Source organism: Streptomyces sp. NPDC044063, assembly GCF_056434285.1.
In genome coordinates, this window is the sequence record NZ_JBWKFM010000004.1 from 268900 (window position 1) to 290710 (window position 21811).

Sequence of the window (21811 nt, forward strand, 5' to 3'; positions counted from 1 at the left end):
ACCTGACGGGCCGCGGCCGTGGGTCAGTCGACCCGGACCTCCTCCAGGCCCAGGTACATCACGTTCGGCCGCGCGGGGTGGAAGGCGATGGCCGAGATGCCGTCATGGGCGTTGTGGGTCTTGGTGACCCTGCCCGTGGCGGCGTTCAGGCGGAAGAGGTCCGTTCCGTAGCCCGCGTAGTACGTGCCGTACTCGAAGTACAGGACGTCCCGGTCGACGGGGCTCGCGGCCAGCAGGGTGCTGTTGGTCAGCTTGGTCTCCGCCGTGTCGTCGACGACCTTGGCGAACGTCCGCCCACCGTCCGTCGAGCGGTACAGGTGGCGGCCCTCCTTGCCGGAGCCCGGCGCGGCCTCGACCAGGTCGACGCCCAGGCCGTGGACGACCGAGGAGTCGGCGGGGGAGACGACGGCGGAGAAGAGGTTCGCCGAGCCGGTGGACAGCCCGGTGGACGGCTTCCAGGTGGCGCCGCCGTCCGTGGTCACCTCGCCGCCGCGCACCATGCCGCCCGCGACGGCGTGGTCGAGGTCGGACGGGTCGAATGACACGGCGTACACGCTCGTCCCGCCGCCGAATGCGGCCGTGCCGACGGCGCGCCAGGTGGCGCCGGCGTCCGCCGAGTCGTAGAGCCGGCCGTCGCGCCCGGCGATCCGTACGTGGTCCGGGCGCGCCCGGTCGGTGCCCAGGCCCACGATGTCCGCGGTGGGCGACGTCAGCAGGGTGACGGTCCGCCCGTCGGTGCGGGCCAGGAAGCGCCCGCTCATCTCCCAGGCGAAGGCCCGGCCGCCCTTGGCGGCCGTCAGCCGGGTCGAACCGCTGCCGAGCGCGGCCACCCGGGTCCAGGTGCAGCCGGCGTCCGTGGAGCGCTGCAACTCGCCGTCGCGCGTGGCCAGCAGGGTGCCCGGGGTGTCCAGCGCCACCAGTCCGTGGGTGTAGCTGGTCGTCCTCAGGGTGCCGGTGGTGGGCGCGAGGCTCGCCCCGTCGTCGGTGGTGAAGGTGACCCCGCCGTCCCCCGTCACCCGGGCGCAGGACGGAGCCGGCCACGCCGGCGCGCCGGGTCCGGCCGCGAGGGCGGTGGACGGCACGGCGAGGACGAGGGCGGCGGCTGCCGTGGTGACGGCGGCACCGAGGCGCTTCATGGACTCTCCCTTGTGGGGCACGGTGGGCGCACGGGTCGTGCGATGTCGGTCGACGATCTTGTTCTACGCGGCCGATCCTTCGTCGCACAGCCCGATTCAGCGTCAGATTTCCTGGCGTAAAAGGTGCTTGACGCAAAAACGCGGGGCGTGCCGACGCGGTGACGCAACGTGCCGGTCAGCCGGGCGTGGCGCTGACTCTGACGGCCGTGGATAACCCGCCGCCTCCGGGGGTACGGCTGGGACGAGACCCTGTTGCGGGTGCTGCGCCCCACGACGTAAGGGCCCGGATCCGGCACCTCCCGGGCGCCGCCCGCTGAGCAGCCCGGCTGCGACCGGGGCGGAGGCCGCGCTGTCACGCTAAGCGGTCGACCAACCAGCCCACCCGGTCGTTCTCGCGCGGTCTCCGCTCGGCACGTCATCGCCCCCAGCGGCATAGGGGGCGCACCCCGGAGTCGACGCGCCGGGTGGTGGCGCAAGGCCCTCGCCAGGGGGCAGGATCTTCGGCATGGACGTTCTGATCATGGGCGGATCGCATTTCCTCGGACGCTGCATCGCGGAGGAGGGTCTACGGAGAGGCTGGCAGGTTTCCGTCTTCAACCGGGGGCGCACTGGCGTCAATCCAGAAGGCGTTGTCGCGCTGAAGGGGGACAGGACCAGTGAAGACGACCTGAAGAAGCTCGCATCGCGTGGCCCGTGGGACGCGGTGGTGGACACGTCGGGGATGGCGGCCGACACCGTTGATGCCGCTACGCGGATCCTAGGACCGGTCATGAGCCGGTACGTCTACCTGTCGACGGTCTCGGTGTACGCAGGATGGCCGTTGCTGCCTCTGTTCGAGGACATGCCCACCCTCGCAGAGGCCGAGCCGACGGAAGGGATGCCGGCGGACGTCAACGTGCCCTACGGCCAGGACAAGGCACAGTGCGAGGAGGCCGCGAAGGCCAACGTCCCCGACGCCCTGACGATCCTGAGGCCCGGCGTCATCCTCGGGCCGCACGAGTACGTCGGGCGGCTGCCGTGGTGGTTGCGGCGCATTGCCCAAGGTGGCGTGGTACTTGCCCCCGGACGGCCGGAGCAGCCCCTTCAGCCCGTGGACGTGCGAGACCTCGCGAAGTTCACCTGTGACCAGCTCGGTCAGGCCGGCGGCAACGCCGTCTTCAACGCCGTCGCTCCCATCGGGCACTCGACCATGGGGGAATTCCTGAACGCCTGCATCGAAGTCACTGGCCGATCCGACGTCGAATTGGAGTGGGTGGACGCCGACTTCCTCGTCTCCCGTGGGGCGAGGCAATGGACGGAGATCCCGTTGTGGCGGACCTATCCCGGGACGTGGCAGGTATCGGGGAAGCGTGCCCAGGAAGCGGGTCTCGCGTGTCGTTCTCTTATCGAGACGGTGACGGACACCTGGGAATGGCTGTCCGGTGGAAACAGTGCCGTCGAGCATGAACGGGCGGCTGCCATGGGCCTCGATGCCGGAAAAGAAGCGGCGCTCCTGGCGGAATGGCGAGCCGCCCGCGGGTGAATCTAGGTGAGCGCTCGGGGGGCCGGCAGAGGTAGCAATGTCCTTGCGGAGTTCAGACTGAACTCTTCGATGCGCTCGCCCAGTTCCGAGGCGATTCGAGCCTGCCGGAAAGGTGCCGTCAGCAGCTGAGAGCGGACCCCGGCCATGCGCAACATGAGGCCGTCTACGCGCTGGTCGGGGTTGAGGCGGAACACCGCCTCCAGGGTGTAGGCGGCAGCCTCCAGGTCCTGGTTCAGCAGATGGGCGAGCGCCAGATCGGCAGCGGCTTCGGCACCGACCTTTGTGGAGCGTTGATCGGCCGGCACCCCTTGCAGGATCGTGATCGCCTTGGTTGAGGCATGCACGGCCTGATGGCCGTTGCCCAGGAGGACCCACGACGTACCGGCCGACATGGCGGCTCGCTCCAGGGGGAAGGCGAACTCTCCACCGACGCCGTCGTGGAGCTCGTCCTGGTGGCTCCGGTCCGCTTCTTCGGCGTCATGGAGTTCGCGCTCGACGGACCGTGCGTCGCCGAGGTAGGCGTATGCGCGGGCGGCGATGCTGTGCAGGCGGGCCTGGCAGGTTCCCGACGTTGCTATCTCCTGTGCGGCCCGGACGTGCCCGACGGCTTCAGCCGGTCGGTTGCCCCAGTAGGCCAGGAGCCCGAGATTGCCGCTGCTCCAGGCCATGAGGGGATGATGGTCGATCGGCCGGGCGTATCCGAGTGCGGCGTAGGTCAAGGTGCGCGCTGCTTCTTGGGAACCGAGGTCGAAAGCGGCTGAGGCCATCAGGGCACATGCCTGCCCCGCAATGACGTACAGGTCGGTTTCTTGGTCGGGTCGGTGGGTGAGCGGCATGTGCCGTTCGACCTTCTCGCGGACGGCACGTGCGGCCCGGAAAACGTCGTCGGGACGCTTCAGGTGGTACTTCTGCGCGAGGGTCACGACCTCGTTGTGGAGGAGGTCAAGGGTTGCGGGGGAAAGCGCTTGGGAAGCGGCGTCGCCAGCGTGGGAGGCGGCATCGTGTGCAGACATGAGTAGCTCGTCTTCCGTGATGGTCGGCGGTGCCGGTACAGCACAAGTGATCTGCGGGCGGAGCTCGGTCGGCGGTGCCAAGGTGAGGAGGTCACCGGCCGAGTGGTGGAACATGTGCCGCAAGATGCGGCAGGCCACGGGGTAGGGGGCTTCCTTGACGTCCCCGGCCAGCCATCGGGAGTACTGCCGCTGGCTCAGCGTGGCCTGGCGGATTTCGGGGTCGTTGTCCTGAGTGCTCAACTCGCGAGCTGCGCGTTCGTACTCCGGGCGGAACGCGGCATACGGCTCGATGCCGCGTGCACGCGCCAAGCGCCTCAACAGGGTCTCGGGAGCGCTGTCCACCCCGGGCTCTCCAATCGTCGAGTGAGCACACCTACTCACCGGGATACCACCGGCGAGCCGGAAACGGACCTCGGCCGTGAAGATGGCGGCAAGAAGGCGTCGCCGTGACCTGTGGCCTCCGCGAGGTCACTCGAAGGCGATGCAGATGACCAGTCCGCGGCATCGAGATGTCAGCCGTAATCCCCGACGCTGGAGCGCACACACCAACCGCCGAGCACGAGGGGTTCCGGTGAGACCCGAGGACTCACAGCAGAGGACTTTCGAACGGCACGACGTCGTACGCGACAAGCGTGACCACAGGGTGGGGTTCGTCATGGACCGGTGCGGTCCGCGCTACCAGTTGCGCCCGCCCGGTGGCGGGAAGGAATGGGAAGCAGCCCCGTCCGACATCGAGCCGGCCCCGACGTCTGTACAACTCGGTGCTCGGCTGGCGGAGAAGAACCGGGCCAGCCGGGACGGAGGCGGCCGCCGGTGACTCCTCGACTGCACCTGATCATCGCCAACTGGGCACTGCGACTCCTGACAGGTGATGGTGTACCTGACGCCATCTATTCCATGGAATGCGTGGCTTGCGGCGCTGAGTCGGCGGCCACGGACAACGACGCCGGCCCGGCCCAGGAATGGACGCTTAACCACACCGGCCGCAGCCCCGAGTGCCGGGTCTTCAAGTTGCACGCCGAGACGTTCTGGCGGACCGAGCCCTGTCGCGACAACCCGTACGCCGACGTGGAGCAGCGCGAGCCGCCCTCGAAGGTGACACGGTGAACCGCCCGTCGTACCGGTTCTGGTGCGAACTGCACGGCTTGGCGCGGGACGGCTCCCGGCTTCTCGCCCTGGCGGGAGAGCCTACGAGGACTCCCCGCCTGGCGGTCCGCTGGTTACGGTGGCACGCCCTGCACGCGGCCAGCCGGCTCGACCCCGCCCCGGAAGACCCGCAGCACCTCGGGCTCCTCCGAGCCGGCTACCCGGTGTCGAGGCCGGACCCGACCCAGATCCTGCGGACGTGGGAATGCGATGTCCGGGCGCACGAGCAGGCCATGGCCGAGTTACGCCACGGGGAGGCGTACGCACTGGTCGTCGCCCCGTTCGCCTTCCTGACGGCCGCGCCGCTGTATCCCCGGGCTGTAGAGCCTTCCTACCCCCGGGCGGTGGCAGCGCTGTGACCACCGACTCCCCGCGCTCGCCGGAAGACCCCGAGAACTTCCCCTCCCCCTCGGGAGGCCCGGCCGGCGCGGGGCCTCAAGCCTGCCGGGCAGTGCGTTGCACCCACCCACCGCAGGCTCGCATCGCCGAAAGCGGCGTCATGCGCTGCCGCTGCGGGGTCCGAGCCTTCACGGACTACCGGGCACTCGCCGGTGCCGCGCTCGGTATCGCAGCCCGCCGCGTTGAACCGCCTACCGGCCGCACGAGCACCACCACCGGCACCCTCACGATCCGTGAGGAACTGCCCCTTCGACTCCCGCCCCGGCTATTGGTTGAGGTCCATTCCGCCGGGGCGGGTCCGCAAGAGCACCACCACACGGGGACGGACCCCGCGTTGGAAGAGCACCAGGAGTGAGACCGTGCACGAGTTCACCCCGCCGCTCAGGCGCGCGCGAAGTTTCGAGAGGCTGTTCACCACCAAGGCACACCGCCGGGTCCAGACGCCGGCGGAGACCCACGAGTACAAGAAGACTGCGGGTTCCTCCGACGGCGCGAAGACGTACGACACCACCGCCACCTGATCCACAGATCGTCTCCACCACCCGAGGGGCCGGCTCGCCGCGCCCCTCGGGCCTTCGAAGGGAGAGCACCCGTGATCAAGTTGCGCCTCACCCCGTACGCAAGCACGACATGGACGTGGGACGGACGCCGGTACGCGACGACCGACGGTACGAGCGAGATCGCCCCGTTCGACCACCCGCTGGTGGAACAGGCCGCCGTGACCGACGGCACCCGCACACTCATCGTCGTGCGTGAACGGGTCGCAGGCCGCCCGCCGGCCCAGCCCGACCCCGTCGACGTCACCCCGGGCGACTTCGACAAGGCGGCCGAGATGGCCCAGCAGTGGCCCACCGACTACGTTCTGATCGAGACGACCCCGGGCCTGCCGTGCCGGGTGACGGCGGGCCCGGGAGGAATCGCACCGCTCTACGTCGCGAGCGACACCGCGAGCCTCTACGGCTCGTGGGACATGGCCGACCTCGCCGACCACGCCGCCGCCCTCTCGCCCCGCGAGGTCGCGCGCCTGCTCATCTACCGGCCGCGCTACAGCACGGAGACGGCCTTCCGTGGCATCCACCGCGTCACCGAGCGCACGACCGCCATCTACGGAGGCCACCTGCACCTGCACTATCCCGAACCCGTTCTGCACAGCGGCCCCCGCGAACTCACCCCCGACGCCGATGTTCTCGCAGCCTTCGTCGGCGCCATGGACGACGCCCTGGATTTGCGCCCGCTGGATGAGGCCGACACCGTGCTGCACCTCACCGGGGGCTTCGACTCCGGCACCGTCGGAACCCGCCTCGCCGAGCGCCACCCCGGCCGGTTCTCGACCGCCGCCCTCCTCATCGCAGGCCCCGGACGCGCCCACCAGATTCGGCGGCGCGCCGAGATCCTGAAAACGCTCCCCTTCGCCGAGCCGGACCACCTGGTCGACGCGATGGAACACGCCCCGCTCAACCCGGAGTGCGTCCGGGTGCGGGGCGAGCGCGTCAGCCCGTACGAGGAGCCCTTGCACCGTCCCTTCACCCGCTTGACCCAGACCCTGGCCGAGCACGGGGCACGCGTGGTCGTCACGGGTCTGGGCGGCGACGAAATGGTGGCCTTGTCCCAGGACGAGTACCCGCACAAGTCCATGGGCGAGATCAGCGACGAACTGCCGTGGATCGGGCCTCGGGCGCGGGCCGCGCTGGAGTACGCGGACGACAACATCGCCCCGCCCGCCGCCGTCAACAGCATGACGCTGCTGTCCCTGGAGACCACGGCGCCCGTGCTGATGCGAGCCGGTATCTGGCCCGTCCACCCCTTCGCCGACCCCGGCATGGTCCAGCTCGGCGAGTGGCTGCCGATGCACTGGCGCGAACTCAAGCAACTCCAGCGTCGGCGACTCGCCGCGCTCGGGCTGAGCCCGGATGTCACCGAGTCCCGTGAGCGCGAGTCCTTCGCCGAGGTCGTCCAGCACACGCTCACCACCCACGCCCGACCCCTCTTCGCCCGCATGCTCCACGACGGCTCGCCCCTCTTCGAGGAACAGGTGGTGGACCCGGACGGACTGCGTAAGGCCGTTCGCCGGCTGTCCGAGGGGCCGTACCGGGAAGATGGCGACGCCCAGCTTCTCGAAGTGCTGGACCTGCACTTCGCCGCCCAAGCCTTTCTCTCATGACGCCACGAAACAGGAGAGACATGTTCGCCATGCGCCCGGCCACGGCCGACGACATCCCCGCTGTCGAAACCATGATCCTCGCCCGTTCGGCCTGGCTGGAGGACCGGGGCCTGCCCAGCTGGCGGGAGAGTGCCGCCGACCTCGCCGGGCAGGCCGAGAACCCCGACGGCGATGTCTGGCTTCTCGCCGACGACGATGCCGGCCGGATCATCGGGTTCATCACCGTGCAGGACCGGACTCCGCCGTGGGGCTGGACGGACGAAGAGCTGGCTGAGCCCGCGCACTACCTCTACTCCAGCGTCACCGACCCCGCGTACCGCCACCGCAAGCCCGGAACCATGATGGCCCTGTGGGCCGTGGACCGAGCCGCCGCTGAGGGAAGGACCTGGGTTCGGCGCGGCTGCAACTTCCCCGGGCTGGTCACCTACAACGCGACCCAGGGCTTCGAACTCGTCCACGATGTTCAGCGCACGCACACGCGCGTCTACCTCATGGCCCGCCGGGCCGAGCCCGTCACCGATCTGGCCGAGAGGCTTCGCGCGCTGTAAGGCGGGGTCGTAAGGCCGAGGAAGGGGGACCGCTGATTCAGCGGCCCCCTGGCCGCAGAAAGCGGCGCAGCTTCTGCAGCGGCCACGTGTTGATGACGTCGTCCTTCGTCAGCCAGCCACGCTGGGCCGTGCCCACGCCGTAGCGCATGTACGGCAGGTGCGTCGTGGCGTGCGCGTCCGTGTTCACCGCGAACTTCACGCCGTACCGTTTCGCGCGCAGGATGTCCTCGTCGCCCAGGTCCAGGCGTTCGGGGTGGGCGTTGATCTCCAGTGCCGTGCCCGTGCGCGCGCACGCCTCGAAGACCGCGTCGAAGTCGGCGTCGATGCCGGGGCGTTTGCCGAGCATCCGGGTCGTCGGGTGGCCGATGACGGCCACATGCGGGTTCTCGCAGGCACGTACGAGGCGCCGGGTCAGCTCCTCGCGGCTCTGGTTGAAGTGGGAGTGGACCGAGGCCACGCACAGGTCGAATCCGGCGAGGAATGCGTCGGGCCAGTCCACTTCTCCCTCCGGCCCGATGTTGAGCTCCGTGCCGTGCAGCAGCCGCATCCTGCCGTGTTTGCCGTCCAGTTCCCGCACCTTCTCGCGCTGGGCGAGCATCTTGGCGTCGGTCATGCGCTGCATGTACAGATTCGGGGCGTGGTCGGTGATCGCGTAATAGGAGTATCCGCGCCGCGCGGCCGCCGCGACCATGTCCTCCAGGGAGGCGAGCCCGTCGGTGAGGTCCGTATGGGTGTGCAGATCTCCCCGGATGTCGCTCTCCTCGACCAGGTCGGGGAGTTCGTCGCGCAGCCCGGCGGCGATCTCGCCCCTGTCCTCGCGCAGCGTGGGCGGAATCCACGGGAGGCCCAGCTTCGCGTAGATCTCCTCCTCGGTCCGGGAGACCACTTTCCTGCCGCTCTTGGCGTGGAAGAGGCCGTACTCCGACAGCTTGAGCTTCTGCCGTACGGCGATCTCGCGCACCCGGATGTTGTGCGCCTTCGAGCCCGTGAAATACAGGAGGCCGGCGCCCCAGGAGTCCGGTGGCAGGACCCGGAGGTCCACTTGAAGGCCTTTCGTGGTGCGGATCGAGGTCTTCTTCTCGCCGTGGGCGATGACCTCGGCGGTGTACGCCAGGCCGCTGATGGCCTCCATGAACTCCGCCGACCGCTCGGCGGCGACCAGGATGTCGATGTCGCCGATGGTCTCCCGCATGCGCCGCAGCGATCCGGCGTACGCGCACCCCTCGCAGCCCTCCACCCGGGACAGCTCGGCGACGACCTGCTCGGCGACGTCCATGGCGCTGTGGAGGAGGATGCGCCCGCCGGCCTTCTGCATGAGCGCGATGCCGTGGAGGATGTTCTCCTCGGTCTTCTGTCCGAATCCCTTGAGGTCGCGCAGCCGTTCCTCGTGGATCGCGTCGAGGAGTTCCTCGACGGAGGAGACGCGCAGTTCCTCGTAGAGGGTCATGGCCTTCTTCGGGCCGAGCGTGGGAATGGTGATGAGCTCCCGGACCCCGGCCGGTACGGACGCCCGTACGTCCTCGACGTCCGAGACGTGGCCGGTCCGCAGGAATTCCACGACCTTCTCCGCGATCGACTTCCCCACGTTGGGAATGTCGCGCAGGCTTTTCACGTCGAGCGTGGAGACGTCCTCGGGATATCCGCCGACGGCACGGGCGGCCTTCTCGTAGGCGCGTGCCTTGAAGGCGTCGCCGCCCGTGATCGCGATCAGGTCGGCGTACTCCCGCAGCAGCGCCTCGACCTCCTCGTTGGGCCGGGCCATGGATCCAGCCTGCCATCCGGCGCGGGGCCGTGCACGGCGGCCCCGCGCACCGCCGTCACTTCCGCGGCCGGTTGTGCCAGGCGGCGTAGACGCCCGTCAGTGCCGCGGCGTAGTCGGTGAGCGGGACCGGGGAGGCGCGGCCGGCCAGGGCGAGGGCGAGACAGGCGGCCATGGTGACGGTGAAGGCGTAGACCTCGTCGCGGTCCTCCGGGGACAGGGCCGCGGGCGGGTACGGGGCGGCGGGCGGGAGGGGGACGGGGGCCATGTACGGGCTGTGCTGCATGTCCGGGCTCCTTCGGGTGACTACGGCTCTGCGGCTGACTACGGCTCCGCGGCGGTACGTGCCGCTTTGTCCGACACCCCGAGTTTCGGTAGGTGAGGGGGCACGAGCACAGGGGTTACCCGTTGCCCAGAGTCACCGAGTACCGGGAAACCCCTCCCGAGCTGCGGGTTTCGGTCAGGGGCAGCCGGGTCCGTAGGGCACGTCGGGCAGGAGCCGGCCCCAGGCCGGACCGTCGATCCGGCCGACCGCCCGGCAGGTGGCGGCCAGGACGCCCGGGACATCGAGGCTCCACCAGCGCACCGACCCGTCCTCCGAGGCGGACACCACCGGTCCGTCCCCGGCCAGGAAGGCGGCGGCCCGCACCCGGTCGGTGTGCCCGGTCAGGGTGAGCAGCAGGCGCCCCTCGCGCGCGTCCCACACGCGTACGGTGCCGTCCCGGCCGGCGGTCACCAGCCGGTCGCCGGTGGGGCTGAAGGCGACCGAGGCGACCGGCCCCGTGTGACCGGCCAGCGTGCGCAGGCTCCGCCCGTCGCGCGGGTCCCAGAGCCGGACGGTGTAGTCGCGGCTGGCGGTGGCCAGGACTCCGGACGGGCTCACGGCCAGGCCCAGGACGGTGTCGGCGTGGCCGGTCAGCCGGTGCAGCTCGCGGCCGTCGGACACCCGCCAGATCCGGGCGGTGTTGTCCAGGCTGCCGGTGGCGAGCGTGCCGCCGTCGAGGAAGAGGACCCGGTAGACGGCGTCGTCGTGGCCGGTCAGGACGCGGTCCGGGCGCGGCGCCGACGCGGAGGTGCCGGTGGTGCGCCACACCTTGGCGGTGTGGTCCTCGCCGCCGGTGGCGAGGGTGTCCGCGTCGCCGGGCCGGAAGGCGAGGGAGGTGACGGCACGGCCGTGGGCCCGCCAGGCACGCACCGGCCGGCTCGCGCCGTCGTCCGCGCCCCGGAGGGCGTCCGTGCGCCAGAGCGTGACGTCGCCCCGCTCGTCGCCGGCCGCGAGCAGCGCGCCGTCGTGGCTGAACGCCACGGCCCGTACGGCCTTCGGCGCGACCCGCAGCGTACGGAGCACGCGGTGCCCCGGCTCCCGCGTGCGCCACAGGCGTACCGTGCCGTCGCGTCCGGCGGCCGCCAGCAGCGACCGGTCGGGGCTGAGGGCCGCGTCCAGCCAGGCCGTCCCGGGCGGTGGGGTGCTCACCGAGGTCTGCGGGGACCACAGCCGGACGGTGCCGTCCTCCCCGGCCGTGGCCAGCGTCCGGCCGTCGGGCGAGAACGCGACGCCGTGCACCGGGCCGAGGTGGCTGGCCAGCACGGCGACGCGGCGGCGCCCGGCGACGTCCCAGACGGCGGCGGTGTCGTCCTGGCTGGCGGCGGCCAGCCGGGTGCCGTCCGGGGAGAACGCGACGGCGAACACGGAGTCCTGGGCGCCGTCGAGGGACGCCTCCCGCTGCCCGGTCGCGGTGTTCCACAGGCCGACGGCGTCGTGCCATTCGCCGGTGGCCAGGCGGCGGCCGTCGGGCGAGAAGGCCAGGGACCGGATCTGCCCGTGGTCGCGGTCGCCGATCACCCTGCCGTGCCGGGTCCGCACGTCGTACAGCCACACCCGGCCGTCCAGCCCGGCCGCGGCCGCCCGGGTGCCGTCGGCGGTGACGGCCACGGCGGACAGCGGCCCCAGCCCCGGCCAGCTGACCGTGGCGCCCGCGGCGCGGTCGCCGGGGCGGGAGAGGCGGACCGTGCCGTCCCGGCCAGCCGTCACCAGCAGCCGGCCGTCGCCGGACAGCGCCACGGCCCGTACGGGCCCGCGGTGCCCGGCGCCGGCCGCCACCGGCACCCGCCGGCCGGTGCCGGCGTCCCACGCCGTCACCGTGCCCGTGTCGTCGCCCCACGCGGTCAGGCCGCCCTCGCGCGCCGCGGCCAGCGCGTTCACGGCGGGACGACCGCTCGCGACGACACGGCCCGCCCGGCCGGCGACCGGGTCCCAGGCCCGTACGGTCCCGTCGGCGCCGGCCGACAGGAGCCGGCCGGCACGCCGCCCGCCCGGCTGCCAGGCCACGGCCAGGACGGCGCCGTGGTGCCCCGTCAGGCGGCCCGCGTACGGCTGCGCCTGGGAGCTGAGCACGGCGCTGGCGGCGGCCGGGGTGTGCGCCCGGCCCCAGGCGGCGGTCGCCAGCAGCATCGACACCTCGGGCCGGGAGGTGCTCAGGGACGCGGCCCGGAAGGCCAGTTCGTCCGAGCGGGCCGCGGCGCGCTCGGCCATGGCGCGCAGGCCCTGGTGCACCGCCACCGCGCCGCCGGTCAGCGTCAGCACCAGCAGGACGGCCAGGCAGGCCAGCAGCCGCTGCAGCCGCCGGGTGCGGCGGCGTTCGGTCTCCCGTTCGGCGGCGGCGTGCGCGACGGCGGCGTCGAGGTAGGCCTGTTCGACGCGGGTGGGGGTGGTGACGGGGTGGGCGGCCAGTTCGCGGGCGGCGGCGAGCCGTTCGCCGCGCGGCAGCAGCGCGGGGTCACGCCCCTCCGCGTCCCACTGCTCGGCGGCGGCGCCGAGCCGCTGCCGGTCGTGCAGCAGGGCCGCGTGGTCCTCGATCCACTCGCGCAGCCGGGGCCACGCGTGCGGCACGGTGTCGTGCGCCAGGGCGATCCGGTCCGCGTCGACGGTGAGCAGCCGCGCCCGGGTGAACTCCTCCACGGCCCCGGGGTCCAGCAGCTCGCGGGGGACCCTGCGGCGCGCGGCCCGGCCGTCCGCGTCGACCCGTACCAGCCGCAGCAGCGCGGACCGGGCGGCCTCCTGACGGTCCGGGGGCAGCCGGGCCCAGACCCGTTCCGCCGTCGCCGCGACCGCGCCCGCGATGCCTCCGGCCTGCTGGTAGCCCTCCACCGTCAGGGTGCGGTCCCGGCGCCGCTGCCAGGTGGCCAGCAGCGCGTGGGACAGCAGGGGCAGGGCGCCCGGCTCATGCCCCCGCTCCCGCCCGTCCCCGCCGCCCTCGGCGCCCAGGTCGCGCAGGACGATCTCCACCAGCCCCGGCTCCGGCGCGAGGCCCACGGCGAGGGCGGGCCGCACCACGGCGTCGCGCAGTTCCCCGGCCCGCAGGGGTTCGAGGGGCAGTTGGCCGTCCCGCAGGGCCCCGGCCAGCTCGGGGAAGGCGAGGCAGCGACCGTAGAAGTCGGCGCGCAGCCCGAGCACCACCAGCGCCGCCGACGCCGGACCGCCGGGGCCGGGGGCGGGGCCGGTGGCCAGCGCGTGCACGGCGCGGACGAAATCCGCCCGCTCGCCGGGGTCCGGGCAGAGGGTGAACACCTCCTCGAACTGGTCGGCGACCAGCACCAGCCGCAGGGGATCGCGAGCCGGGCCCCGGACGGCGTCGAGCGCCTCCCGTACGGCCCGGGCGAAGCCGGCCGGGCCCGTGTCCGCCAGCGCCCGCCGCAGCCGGTCCGAGTCGCCGCCGGTGGCGGCCACCACGCTGGAGGTGAGCTCCTCCAGCGGGTGCTCGCCCGGCTGGAGGGTGACCACGGGCCAGCGGCTCGACCCGCGTACGGGCAGGACGCCCCGGCGCAGCTCGGGCACCAGGCCGGCCTGGAGCAGCGACGACTTGCCGGTGCCCGAGGCGGCCACCACGGCGACGGGCCCGGAGCCGTCCAGCCGCTCGGTGAGCAGCCGCACCAGGGCCGCCGTGGCCCGCTCGCGCCCGAAGAACCAGTCGGCGTCGTCGGCCCCGAAGGCGGCGAGGCCCCGGTACGGGCACACCTCCAGTGGCGTCCCGCGCCGGCCCGCCGCCGCCCGGTCCACCAGCCGGGTCAGCTCGTCGCCCGCCTCCAGGGCCTCCTCGCAGCTGCGGGCGACCGCCGCGGTCATGAGCTTCTTGCCGGTCTCGACCCGGCTGAGATAGCTCTTGGTGTAGTGCACCTTCTGGGAGAGGTCGGCCAGCGACAGCCCGCGCTCCTGCCGCAGGCGGCGCAGGTGCTCACCGGGCTCGACGGGTGGAGCGGCCGCGCCGCCGCCGTTGTCGCTGTCGTCTCCGCGTGGGGGCATGCCGGAGGCCCTTCTGTGCGAACGATCCCGATTTATCCAGTCCCGTCGCAGTCTGTCCCTCGGCGTGCCCGCGCACGGCCGCCCCGGGAGGTGCCACCGGCAAATCCGGTCCTTCGGGTGACCGGCGGGGGCGGGAGGTGACGGCGGACCGGCAGGGGCAGCGGTCCGGCGAAGCCGAGCGGACCGGCGGAGGTCACTCCTGTTCGAGCGCCGCCTCCAGGTCGGCCAGGCCCTTGAGCTGCTCGGCCGTCAGGCCCTCCGGGACCGGGGCCGGAGCGGGGGTGCGCAGGGGCGGCTGCCAGCCGGCCTCGCTGTCCCAGGTGCGGACGATCCGGGCCGGGGCGCCGGCGACCACGGCGTGGTCGGGAACCTCGCCGCGGACCACGGCGCCGGCCGCGACGACGACGTTGCGGCCCAGGCGGGCGCCCGGGAGGACGACCGCGGCGGTGCCGATCCAGCTGCCGGGGCCGATCTCCACGGGGGCCTGGCGGGGCCACTGCTTGCCGATGGGCACGTGGGGGTCGTCGTAGCTGTGGTTGGTGGTGGTCACGTACACACCGGGGCCGAAGAAGCAGTCGTCGCCGATGGTCAGCGGCGCCTCGGCGACGACGTGGCTGCCGCGGCCGAGGACCACACCGTTGCCCAGCCGTACGACGGTGTCCTGCCCGAGGTCGAGGTCGGGCATCATGCCGGCGGTGAGGGTGACACCCTGCCCGATGATGCAGTGATCACCCAGTTCGATCCACTGCTCGCCGAAGATCGTGCCCTGCGGGAACGCCAGCCGGGTGCCGGTGCCCAGGGCGCGGAAGCGGTACGGGCCGGGGCGCTCGGCGCTCACGGCTCCGGCCTCCCGGACCCAGCGCGTGCCGCGGTGCACGGCCCGGGAGACGGCACGGCGCCGCCAGGAGGCGAGGGACGAGAACAGGTTCTGCTGAGTCGGCACCCGGACACCGTACTCAGCGGGTCCCGTGCCGCTACCCGCCCTGACCTGTGATCTTCGCCCCACGCGCGGCGTCCGCGAGGATGCGGCGGGCCGCCAGCCGGCCGGAGATCAGGGCGCCGTGGACGGTGCTGCTGTGGTCGCGGACGGTCGCCTCGCCCGCGAAGTAGAGGCGCTCGCCGACGGGCTCGGCGAGCGCCGCCCAGTCCCCGCCCCGGGTGCCGGCGGCGGGGAAGGAGTAGGAGCCCAGCGCGTAGGGGTCGGTTCCCCAGCGGGTGCGGCGGTGGGCGACGGGGTCGGGCACCGCGTCGCCGTACAGGCCGCGCAGGGACGCCAGTGCCTCACGGACGAGGGCCGTGTCGTCGAGGGCCTCCAGGCGACGAGCGGCGGGGCCGCCGTGGAGGGCGGCCAGGACGGGGGCGCCGTACACCCGCCGGAGGTTGAACCAGTTGGCGAAGGCGCCGTGCGGGGTGTCCTCCTGGCGGATCAGGTCGCAGTCGTCCCAGAAGACATCCGGGAAGCGGAGGAAGAGCTTGTCGTAGACCCCCATGCCCAGTCGTTCGACGGCGTCCCGCTTGGGCCCGGGGAGGGCGGGGGTGAAGCCGACGGTGCCGGCCTTGAGGACTCCGAGGGGCAGGGTCAGCAGGACCCGGTCGGCGGTCAGGACGCCGTGGTCACCGGTGTGGACCCGGACGCCGGGGCCGTCGTGCTCGACCTGGGTGACCCGGTGGCCGAGGCGGACGTCGAGCCCCTCGGCGAGGTGGTCGGTCAGTCGGGCGTACCCCTTCGGGAGGACGACCTCGGGGCCGGGGAAGTCCTCGCCGGTGAACATCAGGGACAGCGACAGCTCCTCGACGCCGGCGGCCCAGTCGTCCTCGACCATGCGGGTCCGCGCCTCGAACACCCGTCGCGCCCGCGCGGGGTCCAGGTCTCCGGCGGCCAGCACCGCGCGCAGCCCGTCGGCGGTGGAGAGGCGGGGGTCGGCGTGCTCGGCGCGCGCCCGCAACGCCTCGGCCGCGGCCTCCTCGTCGGCCTCCCGCTCCCGCGCCTCGGCACGGGTGAGGCGGCGCCCGTCGGCGGCGTGGCGGACGACGCCGCCGGGGCTGTCGTAGTCGTGGTCGAGGGTGCCGACGTCGTAGACGACGGTGGGGGCACCGGCCTCGGCGGCGAGGGCGGTGACCGGGTTGCCGTCGACGCCGTGGATCCAGGACGCGCCCAGGTCGACGCGCAGCCCCTCCCAGTCCTCGCTCCACAGGCGGCCGCCCGTACGGTCGCGGGCCTCCAGGACGGTGACGGTGTGTCCGGCGCGGTGGAGGTCGCGGGCCGCGGTGAGCCCGGCCGTGCCGGCGCCCACGACGAGGGTCCTGGTGCCGGTGGGACGCGGGGGAACGGCCGGATCGTCCGGGGAGGGCGGGAGTTGTACGGGCATGCGCCCATTACACACCGCCCGGCGGTGGGCGCCGGGACCGGGCGGCACGACCGGCGGCCCCGCGGTGCCGTTGACGGCACCCTGGACCGTGCACGCCCGTTCGGACACACTCGGGCCATGCGATGGACTGACATCGAACAGATCGCGGCGGACCTCGCCGCGAAGCACCCCGGTACCAAGCCCCTCTCCGTCAAACCCACGGAGGTCCGCGACCGGGTGGCCGCGCTCAGCGGCTTCACGGACGATCCGACGCTGTGCAACGCCCGCATCCTGGAGTCGATCCAGCTCGCCTGGAGCGACAGAGCCAGATGAGCGGCGCCTGAGAGCCGGGTGAACGCCGCCCGCCCGAGAGCCGGGTGGGCGGCGCCACGACGCGGGGCGCCCGGCACCCCGGTGGACGGACCATGCCGTTCCGCCGGGGTGCCGGGCGCTGTCGTTCCCGTCGTGCGCGGGCGGTGCTACGCGGCCGTGGGCGCCGTGGACGCGGCCCCCTCCGCGGCGGCGGCCGCTTCCGCCGCGGCCGCGGAGGCGGCGAGTCCGCGGGCGCGGGCACGCTTGGAGTAATTGATGGTCCAGGCGATCAGGACGGCGGGCATGCCGTAGGAGAGGACCGAGTTGACGGTGACCATGCCGGACGTGGACAGGACGTAGGACAGGGCGACGCGGGCGAGCGCCTCGACGACGTAGCCACCGCCCCATACGGCGGTGATGGTCTTCATCGTGCGCCGGAAGCCCGGCAGGTCCCACATGGCGTTCCATTTGGCGAGGCCCTGCGCGGTGCCGTCGGTGCCGAACTTGCGGCCCAGGTAGAACATCAGGGGCCGCTGGGTGGCGAGGCTGATCAGGCAGACCACGCCGAACAGGCCGGTGACGGCCGAGTCCTTGACCAGCAGCAGGCGGGCGGAGTGGGGGCCGACGCCGGTGACGGCGAGGGTGAGCGCCATGAAGATCATGGTGAGGATGGCGAACTCGTCGATCCGGCGCTTCCAGACCAGATAGACGATCACGTCCGCGACCGGCCACAGGCCGGAGACCGCGAGGGCGGAGAACTCGCTCCAGTCCCGGTCGACCAGCTCGTTGTAGGTGACGATCGGAAGCACGATGTTGAAGACGATGGAGACGACCCACCCGATCACGGTGGTCGCCCCTATGCGCCGTGCCGGCGCGGACGGTTGAACGGACAACGGATCCCCCTTGACAAGATCAGAATCAGACGAAGGGGGACCTTAAGGGGATGATCATGGCCACGGCAATTCCATATGGGGTCACCACGTGACCCAGAGTTCCTCCGGCCCCCGGTTGATCGAGCCCTGCCGCCACCTCATCTCCTCCCGCCCGCCCGCCAGTCGCAGGCCGGGGAAGCGTTCCAGCAGCGTGGAGAGCATGACGTCGGCCTCCATCCGGGTGAGCAGGGCGCCGACGCAGTAGTGGGCGCCGTGCCCGAAGGAGAGGTTGGGTGCCTCGTCCCGGGCGAGGTCGAGCCGGTCGGGCGCGCTGAAGACCTCGGCGTCCCGGTTGGCCGCCAGGTACGAGACGTAGACCACGTCGCCGTCGCGGAGGGTGACCCCGCCGACCTCCAGGTCGGCGGTGGCGATGCGCGGCAGGCCGACGCCGTTGCGGTGCGGGATGAAGCGCAGCAGCTCCTCGATCGCCCCCGGCAGCAGCTCGGGCTCGGCGCGCAGCCGGGCCAGCTGCTCGGGGTGGGTCAGCAGCGCGTACACCATGTTGGACACCTGGTTGCGGACGGCGTCCATGCCGTTGAGCACCAGCATCACGGCGAGCGAGATCAGCTCCGGCACGCTGAGCCCGCCCTGGGCCTGCTCGGCCACCAGGGCGCTGAAGAGGTCGTCCCCGGGGTGCTCCGCGCGGTGCCGGGCCATGCCCCGGAAGTAGTCGGCGATCTCGCGCTTGACCGCGTCGCTCTCCTGCTGGGAGTGACTGCTGGAGAGGATGACGCCGCGCCAGGCCTGGAGCCGGTCGATGTCGTGGGACGGCACGCCGAGCAGGTCGCCGATCAGCTGGGCGGGCAGCGGGCCGGTGAGACGCTCCGTCAGGTCGACGGGCGGGCCGTCCGCCAGCATCCGGTCGGTCATCCGCTCGGCGAGCTCGCGGGCGCGGGGGCGCAGGGCCTCCACCCGTTTGCGGCCGAAGGTCTGGGCGACCAGGCGGCGCAGCCGGGTGTGGTCCGGCGGGTCGGTGCGGCCGATGCCCCCGGCGGGCGCCACCACGTGCGGGGTCATGCTGGTGACCGGCCGGTCGACGGTGAGGGCGCGGCTCATGCCCGGGTCGGCGGCGACGGTCTTGACGTCCTCGTACCGGGTGACCAGCCAGGCGTCCCCCTCCCCGAACCGCATCCGGACGCGGGCCACCGGCTCCTCGCGCAGCAGGCGGTGCAGGAGCGGGTCGAACTCCAGGGCGGGCAGGTGGTCCACGGGCCAGTCGTGCACCACGTCCCCGGGCCGCCGGACGGGACAGGCTTCCTCGGTCATGCGCGCTCCCTGCCTCCGGCGGCCGCTCCCGGACCGGCCGGTTCCTGCCGCCCGGCCCCTGCCGGAACCGGATCCGGGCCGCGCGGCGGACAGGCCCGTACAAGAGGGGTATTCCCCTTGTGCCCCAGCCTGTCACGGAGTGAGCCGAATACACCCGCAGGTGTGAGCGGACACCTCCGGGCGGCGGCTGGTCCCTCCGGACCAGGACCCGGGGACCACGACCCGCGGCGTAGGGCCCTGGACCGTTACGCGCCGCGCGGCCGCGACCTAGCCTCGGGACATGACCACGACACCCGACACTCATGACGACGGCACCCTCGACGAGGCCCTGCGGCGGCTGCACCGGGCCGGTCCCGAGTTCGAGGGGTATCTGAGCAACCACGGCCCCATGGCGGTCGAGGCGCTGGTCCGCCACGGCCACGCCCCGGACGTCCACCGCTGGCTCGACGCCTACGAGACGCGGCTGGAGGAGTTACCCCCCGCGCTGTCGCCGATCGGCGACGCCGACTGGCGCGAGGCGCTGGGCGACCCGAAGCGGATCACCGACTGGACGGGCCACTTCTCCCGGCTCATCGCCGAACGGCCCTGGCGCGACGTCCTCGCCGAGTGGTGGCCCCGCCTGCTGCCCGGCATCGCCGGCGCCGCGACCCACCCCGCGATCCGCGTCGGCCACGCCGTCCGCGCCCTGCTGGACGACGGCGAGGACGCCACCCGGCTGAGCGAACTGGCGATCGCGCTGGGCTACTGGGCCGCCCGGCACCTCCTCCTGCCGGTGGCCGTCACGCCCTCCGGCCGCGCGACGCCCGCCGAGGCCCTCGCCGCGCTCCCCCGCGTCGCGGAGCGGAACCTGGTCCCCCAGCGCGGCTACGACCAGCTGCCGGACACCCCCGGCTGGCTCGGGACGGCCTCCTCGCTGCGCGTGCCCGAAACCCCCGAGGCCGTACGGGAACAGCTCGCCGCGCTCGTCCGCGCCGCCACCCTGACCTACGGCACCCACGGGCACGGCCAGGGCGTCATGCTCGTCCACGCCGCCACCGCCCCCAACGCCGTACTGCGCGTGCTCCCCGCGCTCCCGCACGAGCAGTGGGGCCCGTCGCTCGCGGCCGCCTGGGCCGCGACCGCCGCGATCACCACGATCTACGCGGCCGACGAACCGCTCCCGGCGCCCGACGCCTCCTCCCTCACCCCCGAGGAGGTCTTCGCCCGCGCCGCGGCCCACGGCGACGCGCACGTCATCAAGTTCGCCGACACCGCGCTCGACGTGGCCGCGACCTCTCAGGACGGCGACGACCGCGCCCTCGCGGCCGTGCTCAACGCGATCCGGCTGGTCGAGCCGGATCACTGACCCCGCGCACGCCCCGCCACGACGGTTCCCGCGTCCGGCGGGGCGCCCCCGGCGAGTCCCCGGTAACGTTGCCACAAAGGCTAGTTGGGGCCGGCCGACCGGATGGGGTGGGTATGGAGGACGCAGTGGGCGCGGGGGACGCGGTGGTGCCGGCGCGGGTGGCGCGGCGTGCCGTGGTGATCGGGGGTGGCCTGGCGGGGCTGCTGGTGGCGCATGTGCTGAGCGCGCACGCCGACGCGGTGACGCTCGTGGAGCGCGACCGCTTCCCCGAGGGGCCCGGGAACCGTGCCGGTGTGCCGCAGGACCGGCACACGCACGTGATGCTGGAGAGCGGGCAGGAGGCGCTGGAGTCGTTGCTGCCGGGCATCCTCGCCGAGATGCGGGAGCACGGCGCGCCGACCGTGTGGGGGCCCCGCGACATGGTGCAGTGGCAGGCGGGGCGCTGGTACCGCAGAACGGCGCCGATCACCCAGATTCTCTCCGGGTCGCGACCCCTGTCCGACTGGCTGGTGCGCCGCCGGGTGCTGGCCGGACCGCGGATCGCCGTCGTCGAGGGCGCGGAGGTCACCGGCCTGTTGGGCAGCGCGACCCGGGTGCGCGGTGTGCGGCTGCGCGAGCGGGGGAGTGCCGGTGACCGGGCGGCGGTCCGTGAGCTGCCGGCCGATCTCGTGGTGGACGCCTCCGGGCGCTCGTCGCGGGCGCCGGCGTGGCTGACGGACCTGGGCGCCGAACCGCCGCACGAGGAGGTGCTGGAGACGGGTCTGGCGTACGCCACGCGCTTCTTCCGTTCCTCGGGCCGGGACGAGGAGCCCACGTTCCGCGGTGTCTACATCATCCCGAACCCCGATCAGCTGGAGGGCGGCATCCTGATGCCGCTGGAGAACGGCCGCTGGTCGGTGATCCTCTCCGGGCTGCGCGGGGCCGAACCGCCCACCGACGAGGAGGGGTTCGTCGAGTTCGCCTCCCGCCTGCCGCACCCGATCCTGTACGACTGGCTGCAGAAGGCGGAACCGGACACGCCCATCCACGGCTTCCGGAAGACCGCCAACATCCGGCGCCGCTACGACCGGCCCGGCCGCCGCCCGGCCGGCTTCCTGGCCACCGGCGAGGCCCTGTGCTCCTTCAACCCCGTTTACGGTCAGGGCATGTCGGTGGCCGCGATCGGCGCCGTCGCGCTGCGCGACGTGCTGGCCGACCGGCGCCGGGTGCCCACGACCCTGCGCGTGCAGAAGACCCTGTTCGAGGCGGCCCGGCAGGCGTGGGAGATCTCGGCGGGCGCGGACAAGAACATGCCGGGCGCCACCGGCAACGCCCTGCGTCCGCGCCTCGTGGACAAGCCCGGCGACTGGTACCTGCGGCGGGCGCAGGTGCGCGCCACCGGTGACCCCAGGGTCGACCGGGTCTTCCGGCGGGTGCTGTCCCTGTCCGAGCCGGCCACCGCGCTGTTCGCCCCGTCCGTGCTGCGCGCGGTGCTGTTCGGGCCGACGCCGTGGACCCCGCCGGAGCCGCCGATGACACCGGAGGTCCAGGCCTGACGGGCGGCGGCGGTGGACGGGCCCCGGGGCCCGGCGGCCGGTCGCGCGTGGCCGGCCGCCGACCCGGGGACCGTCAACGGCTGACGCAC

General features: G+C 73.1%; 18 protein-coding genes. 9 read left to right on the forward strand and 9 right to left on the reverse strand.

What is annotated here, in order from left to right:
* Nucleotides 1-23 precede the first annotated feature (23 nt).
* Entirely contained in the window at nt 24-1136 is a 1113-nt protein-coding gene (locus tag AC07BS_RS08005; protein ID WP_478930922.1) for a WD40/YVTN/BNR-like repeat-containing protein, read from the reverse strand.
* 505 nt (nt 1137-1641) lie between these two features.
* Between AC07BS_RS08005 and AC07BS_RS08010 the strand changes: the two genes are divergently transcribed.
* Entirely contained in the window at nt 1642-2658 is a 1017-nt protein-coding gene (locus tag AC07BS_RS08010; RefSeq protein WP_478644018.1) for an NAD-dependent epimerase/dehydratase family protein, read from the forward strand.
* 2 nt (nt 2659-2660) lie between these two features.
* Here the strand turns inward: AC07BS_RS08010 and AC07BS_RS08015 are convergent, their stop codons facing one another.
* Nucleotides 2661-4013, reverse strand: a complete 1353-nt coding sequence (locus AC07BS_RS08015; protein ID WP_478644015.1) for a hypothetical protein — start codon at nt 4011-4013, stop codon at nt 2661-2663.
* Nucleotides 4014-4379: 366 nt separating this feature from the next.
* Between AC07BS_RS08015 and AC07BS_RS08020 the strand changes: the two genes are divergently transcribed.
* The 5 genes from AC07BS_RS08020 (at nt 4380) to AC07BS_RS08040 (ending at nt 7925) form a co-directional block, all read left to right on the forward strand.
* The gene (locus AC07BS_RS08020) at nt 4380-4778 is read left to right on the forward strand and encodes a DUF7848 domain-containing protein (RefSeq protein WP_478644013.1); all 399 of its coding nucleotides are present in this window, start codon (nt 4380-4382) and stop codon (nt 4776-4778) included.
* On the forward strand, nt 4775-5176 hold the full coding sequence (locus AC07BS_RS08025; protein WP_478930925.1) for a hypothetical protein: 402 nt from the start codon (nt 4775-4777) through the stop codon (nt 5174-5176). The genes AC07BS_RS08020 and AC07BS_RS08025 overlap by 4 nt, the downstream gene beginning before the upstream one ends.
* Nucleotides 5177-5575: 399 nt before the next feature.
* Nucleotides 5576-5737: a hypothetical protein gene (locus AC07BS_RS08030; RefSeq protein WP_478644011.1), complete on the forward strand. Its 162-nt coding sequence runs from the start codon at nt 5576-5578 to the stop codon at nt 5735-5737.
* Between the two features lie 71 nt (nt 5738-5808).
* Nucleotides 5809-7377 carry an asparagine synthase-related protein gene (locus AC07BS_RS08035; RefSeq protein ID WP_478644008.1) on the forward strand — a complete coding sequence of 523 codons (1569 nt, stop codon included), beginning with the start codon at nt 5809-5811 and terminating at the stop codon, nt 7375-7377.
* Between the two features lie 20 nt (nt 7378-7397).
* Nucleotides 7398-7925: a GNAT family N-acetyltransferase gene (locus tag AC07BS_RS08040; protein ID WP_478644006.1), complete on the forward strand. Its 528-nt coding sequence runs from the start codon at nt 7398-7400 to the stop codon at nt 7923-7925.
* A gap of 37 nt (nt 7926-7962) precedes the next feature.
* On the opposite strand, the gene polX is transcribed toward AC07BS_RS08040, so the two are convergent.
* The 5 genes from polX to AC07BS_RS08065 form a co-directional block, all read right to left on the reverse strand.
* Entirely contained in the window at nt 7963-9687 is a 1725-nt protein-coding gene (gene polX, locus AC07BS_RS08045; RefSeq protein WP_478930928.1) for a DNA polymerase/3'-5' exonuclease PolX, read from the reverse strand.
* A 55-nt stretch (nt 9688-9742) separates the two neighbouring features.
* A complete protein-coding gene (locus AC07BS_RS08050; protein WP_478644001.1) occupies nt 9743-9970 on the reverse strand; it encodes a hypothetical protein in 228 nt (75 codons plus the stop codon).
* 174 nt (nt 9971-10144) lie between these two features.
* A complete protein-coding gene (locus AC07BS_RS08055) occupies nt 10145-13984 on the reverse strand; it encodes an nSTAND1 domain-containing NTPase (RefSeq protein WP_478930930.1) in 3840 nt (1279 codons plus the stop codon).
* A 193-nt stretch (nt 13985-14177) separates the two neighbouring features.
* Nucleotides 14178-14927 carry an acyltransferase gene (locus AC07BS_RS08060; protein WP_478930932.1) on the reverse strand — a complete coding sequence of 250 codons (750 nt, stop codon included), beginning with the start codon at nt 14925-14927 and terminating at the stop codon, nt 14178-14180.
* Nucleotides 14928-14958: 31 nt separating this feature from the next.
* Complete coding sequence (locus AC07BS_RS08065; protein ID WP_478930934.1) at nt 14959-16353, reverse strand: flavin monoamine oxidase family protein; 1395 nt, start codon at nt 16351-16353, stop codon at nt 14959-14961.
* Between the two features lie 117 nt (nt 16354-16470).
* On the opposite strand from AC07BS_RS08065, the gene iscX reads away from it, so the two are divergent.
* On the forward strand, nt 16471-16665 hold the full coding sequence (iscX, locus tag AC07BS_RS08070; protein ID WP_478643993.1) for a Fe-S cluster assembly protein IscX: 195 nt from the start codon (nt 16471-16473) through the stop codon (nt 16663-16665).
* A gap of 146 nt (nt 16666-16811) precedes the next feature.
* Here iscX and AC07BS_RS08075 read toward each other — a convergent pair whose 3' ends face one another.
* Together AC07BS_RS08075 and AC07BS_RS08080 are read right to left on the reverse strand one after the other, a co-directional pair.
* Nucleotides 16812-17537, reverse strand: coding sequence for a VC0807 family protein (locus AC07BS_RS08075; protein WP_478930936.1), 726 nt, complete (start codon nt 17535-17537; stop codon nt 16812-16814).
* Between the two features lie 81 nt (nt 17538-17618).
* Nucleotides 17619-18842 (reverse strand): cytochrome P450, encoded by a 1224-nt coding sequence (locus AC07BS_RS08080; protein ID WP_478643990.1) that lies wholly within the window; start codon nt 18840-18842, stop codon nt 17619-17621.
* Nucleotides 18843-19122: 280 nt separating this feature from the next.
* Here AC07BS_RS08080 and AC07BS_RS08085 point away from each other — a divergent pair, with 280 nt between their 5' ends.
* On the forward strand, nt 19123-20187 hold the full coding sequence (locus AC07BS_RS08085) for a questin oxidase family protein (RefSeq protein ID WP_478930939.1): 1065 nt from the start codon (nt 19123-19125) through the stop codon (nt 20185-20187).
* A gap of 113 nt (nt 20188-20300) precedes the next feature.
* Nucleotides 20301-21722 carry an FAD-dependent oxidoreductase gene (locus tag AC07BS_RS08090; RefSeq protein WP_478930941.1) on the forward strand — a complete coding sequence of 474 codons (1422 nt, stop codon included), beginning with the start codon at nt 20301-20303 and terminating at the stop codon, nt 21720-21722.
* The last annotated feature ends 89 nt before the right edge of the window (nt 21723-21811 follow it).